8 protein-coding genes are annotated in these 13,692 nt (G+C 68.8%); 3 read left to right on the forward strand and 5 right to left on the reverse strand.

Features of this window, described 5'->3' with window-relative positions:
- Window positions 1–139: 139 nt before the first annotated feature.
- The 4 genes from ACRRSS_RS26130 to ACRRSS_RS26145 all read right to left on the reverse strand — a co-directional run bounded on the left by ACRRSS_RS26130 (window position 140) and on the right by ACRRSS_RS26145 (window position 7,489).
- Window positions 140–2,047 (reverse strand): GTPase, encoded by a 1,908-nt coding sequence (locus ACRRSS_RS26130; RefSeq protein WP_435973551.1) that lies wholly within the window; start codon window positions 2,045–2,047, stop codon window positions 140–142.
- Window positions 1,947–4,883, reverse strand: a complete 2,937-nt coding sequence (locus tag ACRRSS_RS26135; protein ID WP_435973552.1) for a GTPase — start codon at window positions 4,881–4,883, stop codon at window positions 1,947–1,949. The genes ACRRSS_RS26130 and ACRRSS_RS26135 overlap by 101 nt, the downstream gene beginning before the upstream one ends.
- A gap of 266 nt (window positions 4,884–5,149) precedes the next feature.
- Entirely contained in the window at window positions 5,150–5,590 is a 441-nt protein-coding gene (locus tag ACRRSS_RS26140) for a hypothetical protein (protein ID WP_435973553.1), read from the reverse strand.
- Window positions 5,591–5,821: 231 nt separating this feature from the next.
- Window positions 5,822–7,489: an SWIM zinc finger family protein gene (locus ACRRSS_RS26145; protein WP_435973554.1), complete on the reverse strand. Its 1,668-nt coding sequence runs from the start codon at window positions 7,487–7,489 to the stop codon at window positions 5,822–5,824.
- A 181-nt stretch (window positions 7,490–7,670) separates the two neighbouring features.
- Between ACRRSS_RS26145 and ACRRSS_RS26150 the strand changes: the two genes are divergently transcribed.
- The 3 genes from ACRRSS_RS26150 (at window position 7,671) to ACRRSS_RS26160 (ending at window position 11,489) form a co-directional block, all read left to right on the forward strand.
- A complete protein-coding gene (locus tag ACRRSS_RS26150; protein WP_435973555.1) occupies window positions 7,671–8,342 on the forward strand; it encodes a hypothetical protein in 672 nt (223 codons plus the stop codon).
- Between the two features lie 881 nt (window positions 8,343–9,223).
- Window positions 9,224–11,095 (forward strand): DNA/RNA helicase domain-containing protein, encoded by a 1,872-nt coding sequence (locus ACRRSS_RS26155; protein WP_435973556.1) that lies wholly within the window; start codon window positions 9,224–9,226, stop codon window positions 11,093–11,095.
- A gap of 265 nt (window positions 11,096–11,360) precedes the next feature.
- Window positions 11,361–11,489, forward strand: a complete 129-nt coding sequence (locus ACRRSS_RS26160; protein ID WP_435973557.1) for a DUF6408 family protein — start codon at window positions 11,361–11,363, stop codon at window positions 11,487–11,489.
- Window positions 11,490–11,545: 56 nt separating this feature from the next.
- Here the strand turns inward: ACRRSS_RS26160 and ACRRSS_RS26165 are convergent, their stop codons facing one another.
- Window positions 11,546–13,675 (reverse strand): DNA/RNA helicase domain-containing protein, encoded by a 2,130-nt coding sequence (locus ACRRSS_RS26165; protein WP_435975426.1) that lies wholly within the window; start codon window positions 13,673–13,675, stop codon window positions 11,546–11,548.
- Window positions 13,676–13,692: the final 17 nt, after the last annotated feature.

The following is a 13,692-nucleotide window of genomic DNA, read 5'->3' on the forward strand; positions in this document are numbered from 1 at the left end:
GAACCGGCCCCACCGCCACGCCGCGCCCTTGGCTGCCGCCGCCAGGGTGTCGCCTCGGCAACAGCCCTGGCGGGGTCGCGACGGCCCACGCCGTCGTGGTCACGGGGCAGGTTCACCACCGGGATCAGGGACCGCCAGGTCAGCGGGGCGGCCCGACCAGCTTCTCGGCCTCGTCACGGAGGCCCCCGATCGCCGCCAACGCCGCTTCACGCTCGGCGCTGATCTCCGCACCCCGCTTCGTGAGACCACTGAGCGACCGTTCCACCTCGGTGATCCACGTGCTCAGGTACCGCTCGCCGGACTCGGTGAGAGCGGTCCGCTGTTCGCGCGCTTCCTCATCGAAGTGATGGCTCATCCGCTTCCGCCGCTTGTTGACCGCCATCCACTTGCTCTGATCCTGCGCGACGCTCGTCAGGTCCATCACCGGCCCCATGACCGCCAGGGCCCACTGCACCTTGCCGGCCACGTCGGCCACCCGGCCGGCCGCCTTGGTCCTGCCCCACGGTTTGAACTTCCCCGCACCGCTGGTGACCTTCCCGCCGGCATCGAGGACCTTCTGGCCCGCCCGGGTCCTGCTGAGCTTCTGCGCGACAGCGGAGGCCGCGCTACCCGGCCCGTTGCCGCCGTCGGCGACCTTCCCGATCCACTCATGGGCCTTCGCGGCGCCCGTCTTCGCGGCCTTCCTCGCCGCTTCCTTGACCCCCTGCGTCAACGGCGACGCGTCATCCGGGGGCGCGTCGGTCATCGGCCCGGGTGCTTCGAGGTCGTTCACCCAGGATTCGGGCTCGGGCACACCGGTACCGTACTCGGCGACCAGCGTGTCGAAGGCCGTCCTCACCGACGAGGAGAAACGGGCGTCGAACTCGGTCCTCGCACATTCCAGTTCCTCTTGAACGCCACGGGCGACGTGACCGGGCACGACGCCGTCCTTCTCCGAGACGCCGGCAGCGGCCCTGTCCCCGGCCGTCCTGATTCTGGCAGCGACGACTTCGCTCTCCCTCTCCAGGGCGCTCAGTACCCGCTCCTTCGCCCGGGAGATCGACTCCTCGACCTTCTTCGTCGTCTCCACGACACCGAGTTCCTCGCCCTTCAGCGCCCACTGCCGCTCGGCGTCCGCGAGTACGCGAAGGAGCTGGAACGCCTGCGCCTTGGGCCGGATACCGCTGACACCGGGCGCGACGAGTCTCCGCAACTCGGCCGTCAGAGCGTCGATGCCGCTCTCCGCGACAAGCGACTCGCGCTGAGTGGCGGAGAGAGCGGGGTCATTGACCGCGTCGACGTAGTCGCGTGCGTCGGTCGGAACGATCGGGACACGATCGGCGAAGGGCCCGAGTCGCCCGCGGACCTCGTCGAGGATGACGTCACGATCACTGTTCTCGGCGTTCATCTTGTTGACGACGAGGACACTTCGGTCGGCGAACCCATCGGCGTCGAGTGTCCGCACGATCGCGCTGGTCTCCGCTTCGCCCGGCAGTTCGCTCGTCGTCACGATCATCAGCGCGTCCGCACCACACACGCCGCGCCGTGCCGCATCGGAATGCCCGTCGATACCCGACAACGTCCCCGGCAGGTCGACGAGCGTCACGCCGTTCCACTCGTAGGACGTCGCCTCGTGGGTCTTGGGCGCCGCGTCGACGAGTTCACCGACGGCGGTCGGCGGGAGCCGGAGCAGTGCCGCGACGAGCGTGGACTTCCCCGCGCTGTACGGACCCGTGAGCGCGATCCGCAGCGGGCTCGTGTCCGCACGAGGCAGGCTCGCGGTCAGGCCACGACTTCGAGGGTGGGCGTTCAGGACTTCCTCGGCACGTGCGGTCAGCGCGAGCACGGTGGCGCCCGGACCCTCGTTCCTGGGAGCCTCGTTCTTAGGAGCCTCGTTCTTAGGAGCCTCGTTCCTGGGAGTCTCGTTCCTGGGACCCTCGTTCCTGGACGCGTCAGCCGGATTGCCGTCAGTCATCTGTGTTCCCTTCGCTTGCGTTCCCTTCGCTTCCCTCGCGGGTGTCGAGGCATCCGGAATCCGTGCGGATCTCGATCCGTTCGGTGAGGACATCCACGTACTGGTCCCGCAGACACTCCCGTACGTCCGCGACGCGGGACACGTCGGTCCAGACGTGAAGTACGACTCCCGGTGTCCGACGTGCCAGGCGAATCGCCGCCGGGTCCCCGCCCGCGAGGGCCAGGAGCCGGCGCGCCAGGACGAGGTCGATCGCGTCGAGCGTGGACCGTACGACCGGCCGCAGCCGACTGAGCCGCTCGAGCCGCTCCCGCGTGCCGCTGATGTCCGCAGACCGCGCTTCGGACAGGGCCTCGACGTGAGCCGTCGCGTCATCGGTGAGGCGAGCCGACCACGCCGCGAGCCTGTCGAACAGTTCATCGAGGCTCGCCTCGGCCTCGGTCGTGGTCGCGCTGGTCCATCTGTCCTTCGCCCGCCGCGCGCGGTCGACCTCGCCGCTCACGGCTTTCACCGCTCCGGTCAGGGTCTCCGCCACGTAGCTCGCCGTCACCAGGGGTGGGGGAACCGCGAGCTTCTTGGGGATCCCCTTGGCGGCGATGGAGCCCAGCAGGGCTGTCGCCGCCCCCTTGGCGGCCGCCGTACCCAGGCTCACGGCCTTCTCCTTCAGGTCGGCACGCGGTCGTACACGCGGTCGCGTGTCGCCCGGACGCTCCGGGGTGCTCGCCGTTGGGCCCAGCACCATCCCCCGCTTCTCCGCCTCCAGCTCGAACTCGTTCTCGAGATCGGAGAGAAGTCCCTCCAACTCCAGACCGGTGACGAAGTCGCTCCACCGCCGCGCGTCATCCACGCCACCCAGGTCCCGGACCACATCCGGCAACAGCTCCTTGGCACGGTGGCGCTCGGCTTCGAGTCGGGCGCGCATATCCCGGCCCGCAGATCTGAAAGCCTTGAGCAGCGCGGCCCGGTCGCTCGACGCAGTGCGTTCGAGTTCGCCAAGCGCGAGATCGATCCCGGGGAGTTCCTCGACCAGCCGGCCATGGAACGCGGCGACCGGCGCCCGGACACCCTCGGCCAGCCGAACCGCGCGCAGCGGAATCGCGCGCTCGGCCAGGAGCCGGCTGAGGGACAGCTCCAGTTCGGGCAGCCTGCTCGCCCGAAGGGCCCTTTCTCCCGGGTCGCGACTCTCCATGGACACCGCTTCGTGCGCGGCGCCGGAGTGGACCAGGAGGACAACGGGCGGCGCGACGTCGACCGCTCGGGAGACCTGCGCGATCCGGACGGCGTGACCCGCCGCCGACGCGAACTCTCTTTCCGGGTTCTCGACGAAGCGCTGAAGGCGGTGCGGTTCGTCGACCCGGCCCTTCACATTGACGACAGCGAGCAGGGGTTTCCCCGCGAGGAGGAGTCGCTGGAGCTCGGCGGACTCCTCCTCGCGCAAGGTCTCGGCGTAGTTCCATATCACCGCGTCGGCGCTGTCGCACGCGGCCCGAGCGCGCGGGGCATCGAGGTCGTCGTCCTTCGCGGCGAAGCCGGGCGTATCGAGGTACGTGACGGGGCCGACGTGGAACGCGGAGGTCTCCCGCGTGGTGCGGTGTGCCCCTCGCCCGATCCCGGTCCGGTCCGCGTCGCGGGTCAGCGCCTTGCGGAGTGTGGTCTTCCCGGACTTGGTTCTTCCGGCGATGGCCACGCGCAGCCTGCCTCCCGCCGAGGGCATGACCCTTACGGAGTCGCGGAGTTCGCGTTCGAGCGACCCGATGCGCCTGATGACCCCGACGAGGTCCTCGCTCTCGATCACGTGCGCGGAGTACGACGTTCGCGAAAGACGCGCCTCAGCCTCCTCCCGGAGAGTGCTCTGGATGTCGCGGTAGGCCGATCGGCTCGTGTCCACCGCCCCGGACGCCAGCCGGCTGACCAGGGCTCCAAGGGCCTCGCGGAGATCCGGTTCGGTTCGGCGCAGGTCCACGGCCGCCGCCACGCGGTCGAACAAATCCACGTTCTTCCTGTACCAGGACTCGAACGCCCGCAGCTCGTTGATGTCGGTCCGGGAGGCGACCGCCAGTAGCCCCTCCGTGAGCCGCGCGGCCGAGCTCGCGGCGGGCGCGGCCGGAGCCACGCCCGTGCTCACGGGCGCCGTCGTGAGCCCGTGCTCGATCACCGCCCGTATGTCGGCGTCCGCGAGCATGTCCACCGTGCTTCCGGAGACAGCACCGGTGTCCCGGGCCCCGATCGCCCAGAGCAGAGCCGCACGCCGATCCGATCTGAATCCGCACCGCACGTCCGGTGCGAGCCAGCGCCACCAGTGCGGCCGCTGGGACAGGACCGCCTCGAACGACTCCTCCGCGGCCACGAAGTCGAGCACCTTCTCCAGCAGCGGCACCAGCTCCCGGTTACGCAGCTCCCGGGCCGCCGTAGCACTGTGCCTGAGCACGAGCTCGCGCGCCTCCGCCGCCTTCCGGCCTCCTGGTCGACCTCCCAGACCGGCCAGCACGGGTTCGATATCGATCTCACGGATCGAGCGCCAGATCGCCTCGGGCCATTCCCGGTCCGCACGACGGCACGGCTCAAGGAGGTCGGGCAGCAGTCGTTCCGCGGCCGCCACCGCCGCGGCGCCCGCCCGAAGCGCTTCCACCGGCACGTCTTCCAGTGCCCGGAGGTGAGTCCGCAGCCCTTCGAGCCGCTTCAGTTCCCGGAGGGATGCGTCCCTGTCCGGCGCAGGAGTGTGGACCCCAGTCGTTGCCGTAAGGGCCAGTTCGTGTTCCGCGACGCAGGCCGCCACCGCGTCGGACACCCACGCGAGGGTGCTCCCGGACGGCGGCAGGCCGGCGCACCCGCGTGCCTGGGCGACCGCGGCCACGTCCTTGGCGAATCGCTGAAGTGCGGCCGGCCCGGCCATGGCGTCCACCCCCAGCGGTTCGAGCAGCAGCGACAGCATCTCGGCTCTGAGGCTCGTCCTGTCGTTCCCCGCCCTGTCCTGCATCACTACTCCTCGTGAGGCCGGTGGTGCCTGAAGTCGGGCAGTCGATGCGGACCCGGAGGAATCAGGGCCCGCGACTGCCAGGGCGGCTCCGCTCGTACGATCCGATGGCGGGGCGGTACGCGGCTCCCTGAGCGCCCTCAGCCGCTCCCTCTCCCGCGCGACCGCCTCGGCCCGCCCCCCGGACAGCGGCTGCCCCACTCCGTCGGCCGGCGGCGAACTCGTCACGCTAAGGTCCCTTCATGACGGGGCCGCGGCCCGGGGGGCGGGGTGAGAGTGCAGGTGTCGTTCTCGCCGGTGCCGACGAGCGGCGGCACCAGGAAATCGGCAGTCGCGGCTCGTCGGCGCCCAGGTCGGCCGGGTCGCCCGGTCGGCCGGGTCCCCCAGGTCGGCCAGAGGGAGCCGTCGAGTAATTCCGTCGCGAGGCAGGGCGGGTCGCCGGTCGTGTCGTCCAGCCCCCCGGCGGTGGCGCGCGGGAGATGGGGGCGCCGGCCGGAGGCCTGCGTGATCCGCACCTCACGGGTGAAGCGTTCCAGGGTCTTGGTGTCGCCGTGCGTGTCGACCCGCGGGCCGGACCGGCGCCGGAGGATCAGCTTGACCGCCGCGACGCGGTCGGCGTCGCCCGGACCGGCTCCCAGATCCTCGGCTCTGTGGACTTCGCCCATGGCGCCCGAGTCCGCAACCCCCGGATGCCGGAACCGCCCCGCGATCCACTCCGTCGCCACAGACCGTTCCCTCGCGTTTTCGCGTGGCCCCGCGAGCCCACGACTCCCCAGGGGAGAAGGCCCCGTCTCACGACGCGGGCGGCCCCCCAGCCCCGCGGACGGCGTACACGGGCTTCAATCGTAAACAAAAGTCATATCCGTCGACGAAGTCAACATGATCGACCCTGCGGTTCATAGCCCGTGGTCGTCCATCAGACGCATCAGGTTCCGCTTGCGCTTCTGGGTGGCGCGCAGGTCGGTGACGTAGGCGGTGAAGCCGTCGGGTGTGCCGAGGCGGCGGTGACAGTCGCGGATGCCCAGGAGCAGGCTGACGAGCTGTTCGTAGGCATGGTTGCCGGTCTCGTGGGTGAGGCGGGCGACCAGGCGGAGGTAGACGGCGAGGGCATCCGCGGGGCGGGTCGGCCGGGACTGGTCCGCGAGGAAGAGCCACTGGCCGTCGTGGGCGCCGTACTCGCCGGCTGTCCGCCAGGCGGCGTCGACGTCTCCGTCGTCCAGCAGGATGTCGACGAGGACCCGGCCACCGGACGCGTCCGCCCGTTCGGCATCGGCCCGGAGATGCGCCAGTGCGCTCTCGCGCTCGGTCGGCCAGCACGCGGCGGCGACGGCCGCGGCACGCAGCCGCTGGTAGGCGAACAGGGTGCGGCAGGCCGCGAAGTGGTCCCGGCGCAGGGTGACGGCGTCGGCGGGCCGGCCGGTCAGGGTGTAGCGGTCGGCGAGGTGGTCGATCAGGGCGGTGTCGACGGCGGCGAGGCCCTCGGTCTCCCGGATGCCCCGCTCGGCCCATTCCAGGGCTTCGGCGGTACGGCCGGCGGTGTCGAGTTCGCGGGCGATGAGCAGATGGGTGTGACCGTTCGGCGCGAGGTCTGCGGCATGCACGGCGATCACCGTGTCGATGTCCCGTCCCGACTTCGCGAGACGCCGCATCAGGTGCTTCTCGGCCCAGCCGGTACGGTTCGCCCGCCACGCCTCGACCGCGTACCGGCGCAGGGCGGCCATCCCCTGCTCGCCGAGCAGGCCCTCGTAGTCGAGCGGGTCGATGTCCGTCAGGTCGGCCGCGTCGTCCAGAGCGTGCGTCACCAGCCAGTGGGCGAGTTCCACCAGGTCGGGGCCGGCCGCACGGCAGGCGTCATGGTGGGCGTCGGCGAGGTCGCCACCGATCTGCCCGAGGCATCCGTCGGAGTCGTCGACGTTCTCGACCACGGCGGCCAGGAACCCGATCGCCTCCCGGGTCAGGGCCATCGCGTCGGCCGCCCGGCCGGAGGTCGTCAGTGACCGGATCACGGTGACCGCCTGCCCGGCCTGCTCGGCGTAGGCACGGGCGTCGGCGTACTCGACGTATCCGTACTGGGCGAACGGCCCGATGTCGAGCAGCTCACGGATGCGGGAGCGGACCTCGGCCAGATCTCCGCGAGCGCTCGCCGCTCTCAGTTCCAGGCGGCGCCGCAACTGCCGGTCCTCAGCCATCTCCTCCCGTACGAGCGCGACCAGGTCCTCCCGGGAGAGGCTTGTCAGCCAGGCGTCGAGGCCACGCGCCCTGTCCCGGGCCGACGTACGCCGCTGGGAGAGGTCCGCCTCCTGGCCGATCACGGTCAGGCCGAGAGCGACCAGATGCTTGCAGAAGTTGCCCTCCTGGCCGTACGGACAGTCGCACGTGCCCGTCGGCTTGCCGCGCCCGCCCAGGCGCAGCTCCACCTCGTACCGCTCCGTACCGCGCACCGACGCCCTGATCCAGCCGTCACCGACATCGACCCCGGACACCGCGTCGACGTAGGCGAGTCCACGCTCGAACGAACGCTCCCCGGCCAGCGCCCTCAACTTCGCTTCCTTAAGACCGCCCACGCCTCTCCGCGCTCCGCTCCGGCTCGGACACCCCCCAACGGCCCTCACCCTAACGGCCGCCCGACCGACGGGCCCCTCCTCGGGTCAGGCCGTCAACAACCGATTCTCTGCGGCGCCTTACGCCCCGCCTGTATGGTCGTCGACCACCCCAGCTCCCCGGACCTTCCCCGAAAGGTGCCGCATGGCCAAGCCCACCACCGTGAACCTGACGAAGGTCTCGCCCACGGTCTCCCTGGACAAACACGGCGTGACCTCGGGACTGATCAAGGTCAACCTCAACTGGACCTCGCCGCAGGCCGCCGCTCAGAACGCGGCCAGCGAGGCCCGTGGCCTGTTCGGCCGGGTCCGGGCGTCGTTGCGCTCGGCTGCGGCCAGGAAGGTGGATCTCGACCTCGGCTGCATGATCCGCTGCACTGACGGCTCCAAGACCGTGGTGCAGGCGCTGGGCAACGCCTTCGGCGCGGTGAACCGCTTCCCATACGTCGCGCTCGACACGGACGACCGGACCGGGGACCAGGGGACGGGAGAGAACCTGGTCATCAACCTGGACCACCAGGCCGAGTTCCAGAAACTCCTGCTCTTCGTCTACGTCTATGAAGGGTCCGGCGACTTCCGCGGCCTAGACGCGGTGGTGACTCTGACCTCCGACCGCGGCGACCGCTTCCGGGTGGTTCTGGACGAATGCCCTCCGCAGGCGCACGCGTGCGCCATCGCCCTCATCAAGCGCCAGAAGGGCGAACTCGTCATCGGACGCGAGGTGCGGTGGTTCACTCCGGCGGACGGTCCCGGAGTCCAAGACGTGATCTCCCGCGCGTACCGACTCGGCATGAAGTGGACCCCCGGCCGGAAATAGTGGCCGCACGGTCACGTACACCCTCGGGCGCACTCGGCACTCGACCGACGCACGACCCTACGGCTACCGGGGACCGCCACGTCCCCGCGGGTCGGAGACACTCAGTCGCACGCGCCCCGACCGCCCACTCGTTCGGTTCGAAGCCCGATGCAGGCACCCCTGCACCCGCCGACGCCCCACAGCATCCGCCACGTCGCGCCAGGCTCTCCATGTAAGGCGGAGAAGCATGAAATATCTCTTTTCGGACACAGGAGCCTCTGCGGGCCCCTGGTTCAACGCGCACCGAACGCCCCCCTCTAGTGTCACGGAACGCCACTACCGAGAAGCAGATGGGGCATTGGCAGCCAACAGCTCCGCAGCCAATGCCCCAGCCACTTCAGGGCGCCTCCGACCACACAGCTGAGGGCTCCACCCGACGGTGGTGAATCACGCGTGACGACCCATCAGAAACCGCGCCGTCCGTGCGTCAGACGTGCGTCACGCGCGTCGAACGGGTGTCGAGCTATCGCCCCTAACGCACGTAAAGCCATCACGCACACTCGAAGAAACCCCAGGTCAGGCGTCCTTCTTCACCGGCTCCAGGATCGCCACGCACTCCATGTGGTGCGTCCCTGAGAACACATTGAGAAGCAAGCGACGGGGCAGAGCCACAGGACAGAGTCTCCGTTTCGTCGACGCAAGGGAGCTGTGTGCGTCAGCGGAACGTCACCAGCTCCCCCCACATACCAGGTAGTCGACCAGTTCAGGTGGCTGATTCATAGCCTGTTCTAGGATGGCGAAGACCATCTCAGCGGCCCGACGGGCTTCCGCTCCACTTCCGTGGAACCGAAGGACATGCCCCCACCCGCACGAGCTACTTCGTGCTGCCTGGGGGCACTTCCTTGCTGTTCCGTGAGTCCGCGGCGTCGCTGGCCAACCGCACCCACCTTGAAGGACGGCTGGCCGAGCTCCTGACCGAGAACTTCCTGCACAAACACCGCCATCGGCCCCAGCCGTCGGAGGTGCGCTCCTGGGAGCGAAGCATCCCTGCGCTCACCAACGCACTCGTCGAAGCCGGGCTCGGTGAAGTCGAGATGATGTTGGAGTACTCGCTGCCCCTGACCAGCAAGCGTGCGGACGTGATACTTGCCGGTGTTCATCCGAGTACCGGAGGGCCCTCGTATGTGGTGGTCGAGCTGAAGCAGTGGAGCGAGGCCTACCCGGCGGAGGACGATCCGCTGCTATGCCGCATCGACGCCTACCCGGATCCGGTCCTCAACCCGATCGAGCAGGTGCGCGGCTACTGCGACTACCTCATCTCGTTCAACGGAGCGTTGGAGCGGATCCCCGACTCGGTCGCGGGGGTCGCCTACCTGCACAACGCGACCGACTTCGGGGTGGCGGGGCTCCGCGCCGTCACCGAGGACGATCGGGGCCGGATGTTCACCGGCGACCAGCGTGGTGCCTTCCTCGGCTACCTCCGCTCCAGGCTGGCGGCGAAGCCGGGTGCCGAGGCCGCCGACGCCCTGCTGCAGGGCAAGGTGCGGCCGTCGAGGCAGCTGATGGCCGTCGCCGCCGAAGAGGTGCGCAACCGGGAGCAGTTCGTGTTGCTGGACGAACAGCGGCTCGCCTACGAAACGGTCATGTCAGCAGTCCGACAGGCCCGGCGGTCCAACCGCAAGCAGGTCGTCGTCGTCGCCGGCGGGCCAGGCTCCGGCAAGAGCGTGATCGCCCTCTCCCTGTTGGGCGACCTCTACCGGCGCGGGGTACCGGCCCTGCACGCCACCGGTTCGCAGTCCTTCACCAAGACGATGCGCAAGGTCGCCGGTGCCCGCAAGCCTGAGGTCCAACGACTCTTCCGCTACTTCAACAGCTTCATGGAGGCTGAGCCGAACGACCTCGACGTGCTGGTCTGCGACGAGGCGCACCGGCTGCGCAAGACGTCCGCCAACCGCTACACGAAGGCGACTCTGCGGACCGGCCGGCCGCAGGTGGCGGAGCTGATGGACGCCGCGCGGGTTCCGGTGTTCCTGCTGGACCAGCACCAGGTGGTGCGCCCGGGCGAGATGGGAACCGTGGAACAGATCCAGGAAGCCGCGGCCGAACAGGGGCTGGACTGCACGGTGGTGAAACTCGACAGCCAGTTCCGGTGCGGTGGCAGCGACGCCTACCTGCGCTGGGTGGTCGACCTGCTGGGGCTCGAAGGAAACGCGCCCACCTTGTGGGAGTCGGACGACAAGGTACAGCTCCTGACCGCGGACACCCCCCAGGAGCTGGAGGACTTCCTGACTGCCCGAAGGGCCGAGGACTACGGTGCGCGCATGTCCGCGGGCTACTGCTGGAAGTGGACGACAAAGATCACTTCCAGCATGCCAACCCTGCCCACCGACGTGGTCATCGGCAACTGGGCCAGGCCGTGGAACCTCTTTGGCGACCGCGCCCTGCTCGGCGCCCCGCCGGCACCCCTCTGGGCCACCGACCCGGCAGGTTTCGGACAGGTCGGGTGCGTCTACACCGCGCAGGGTTTCGAGTACGACTGGTCCGGCGTGATCATGGGTCCGGACCTCGTCTGGCGTACGGACCGATGGGTGGTGGACCGAAGCGCCTCCAAGGACCCGTCCTTCACCAAGGCCACCCCAGACGAGGACGTCGACCGTCTCGTCCGCAACACGTACAAAGTGTTGCTGACCCGGGGCATGATCGGCACGATCATCTACTCGACGGACCCGGAGACCCGCGACAAGCTCCGCTCACTGATCCCTCCGACGCTCTGACCGTCGCAAGCACCCGGGTCATGCCTAGTCCGCGCATGCGACTGCGACTGCGACTGCGGAATCCACACCCCCCGCGTCGACTCACGAGATAGCATGATCGCGCTGCGCACCTTCCCGGAGGGTACGAGGCTGCGGTTCCTGAGCTCGCCCCAATGAGCTGCGGGTGAGGAATGGTTGTGCCCGTCGCGTGGTGACATGCGACGCGAGCGTGGATGCCCGGTAGGGCGTCCCCCTGCCATTCCGATCTCACTGCTTTGGAGTGGCCATGACCTCAGTCGAGTGCAAGCCTGCGCGTCGTGAACGGATCCGCGAGATCCTGATCGAGATTGCCGCCGCAGTCGTCTCCAATCTTGTGGTGACGGCCCTGGTGGCGATGGCAGGTCTGCTCTTCTAGTGCAGGCCGGTGGCGGGCCCGGTGAGTCCGCCACCTCACTCATGCGGCAGCTCTTGTCAGAACAGCCTCATCTCAGAGGCCTGCAACCCCCCACTCTTCTGACGTCTCCCCTTGCTCTTGCCCCGCCCCCGCCCTCGGCCAGGCCGGGGCAAATGCGGTGTACGAGCCTCCACCGGCAGGTTCTCCCAAGTGGGACGCAGGCCGTGAATCTCGACTTTACCGACGAGATTTTTGAGATACTCCCGGGTCTCCTGGTCCGTCGAATAGAGCACCGTGGCACGACTGGCCCGGGTCATCAACACGTGGTATGCGTGCCGGACGAGACGCGCGAACCCGTCGTCATCGACACTGCCGGCCTTCACCTTGGGATCGAACGAACCGGGTTCTGCGACCCGCTTGATGCCCGGCTCCGCTGTCTTGAGTTCCTTACCCCGCCGGAAGACCCACCGGTCACCGCGGCGCACCATGTCATCACCCATGATCACCCCGCACCAGTCCCATTCGAGTCCCTGCGCGGTGTAGACACAGCCGATCTGGCCCAGGCCGTTCTCGTGCACGGACCAGATCCTCGACGGCGGAGCCTCGTTCTCGCAGAAGCTTTCACTGTCCGCGTTCCACGGCCGGTGCCACTCACCGATACGGACGTCGGCCTCCAGTCGTCGTTCCTTGCCGAGCGGCTTCGTCCACGGCCAGCAGTAGCCGGCGACCATGCGCCCGGACGCACCGGCCAGTACTTCGGCCCGAATGATCCGCTCCAGTTCTTCCGGGGTATCCACCACCTCGATGTGCATCAGTCCGTCAGGACGCCACTTGCCAGGCTCCTCGCCCGTCACGCCGAGCAACGCCTTCCCCCAACGGACGTAGGCGTCGCTGCCCCCGCATCGGAACTGTTCCCTCAACTTGTAGGGAATGACGAGAGCGTTGTACCGCTCAGCTGCGTCCTTGATCAGATCGACCGTTCCGACCTCGTTCGGTCTCACGGACTGTCCCTCGTCCAGGAAGAACACCGTCAAGCGGGAAGCAGCCAGGAGCTCGTCGACCTGCGGTCCCGTGCCCTGCTCTTCGGGTTTCCAGAATCGGCTGGTCGACCGATCCCGGAGCCGGTGTGCCTCGTCGCAGATCAGCACGTCCAGGAGCGGGTCGGGTGGAGTGACGAAGCTGCTGAAGTAGGTGAACCTCTCCCTGAACTGCCGGTCCCCGTAGCCGACGTGTTCTTGAAGGGCCCCGTTGAAAGCCCGGCTGCCGCTGGCGTACTTGACTGTTCGGCCTTGAGCCTCCAGCTCCGCCTTGATCTGCAAGCCGATCGCGCTCTTCCCGGTTCCCGCCCCGCCCGTCACGAGGAAGACCACACGCCGCTCGTCCGGTACCAAGGCCGCACGTCGAGGGTCCGGTAGGACCCTCGAAGCAGTCTCCAGGACTCGATCCGCGACCTCCTTCTGCCGTCCCCGCAGGGTGAAGACGGTGTCGGCTCCGCGGGACCAGATCATGGCATCGAGCAGCGGAGTATTACGCAGGCCCATGCTCTGCAGCATCCTCTCCGCTGTGGAGGCCGCGCCGTCCTCGGCGAAGTTCATCCTGAGGTCGGACAACAACTGCTCGCGTCGGTCACTCGTGTAGACGCGGGCATAGGCCCCCGTCGGCGCGTCCACGTCGATCAGGGTTCTTACAGATTCGTCGGTGGCGTTGTGCAGGTAGGCGAAACCGCCGCATTCGAAGTCGGCGCCCTGAAATGGACCTCGCGGACTCGTGAACGCCTCATAGTTCGCCCCCAGTTGAAGCGCCGGATGCTTCTTCTTCTCTTTGATTCCCGGCACATGCAACAGGTCCGCGGTCGCCCGTTCTACCCGGCTCACCGTCGACCAGCGTTTCAACTCGACCAGCTGTACGGAGGGCACGTGGCGCTCTGGATGGCGCCCCACCAGAACTACGTCGATAAGGCGGGGATCGCCGGGGCCGACCGCCTCGTCGAGGGTGGCCGCACACTCGACGACCATCTCCACGTTCCCCCGTCCCGCCGCGACCAGGTCGCTCGCGAGGCTCACGAGGCTCTCCGCCCAGGCGGAACGCTCCGACTCCGAGGCGTCCGCTCCCCGGAAGTACCGCCACCGGGCGGCAAGATGCGGCACCATCCGGTCGCGCGAGTCGAGAGTGAGCAGATCCTGAGCCGACAGTCTCAGAAGGAGCATGGACACGAGGTGGTTCC

Source organism: Streptomyces sp. Qhu_M48, from assembly GCF_051305195.1.
GTDB lineage: Bacteria > Actinomycetota > Actinomycetes > Streptomycetales > Streptomycetaceae > Streptomyces.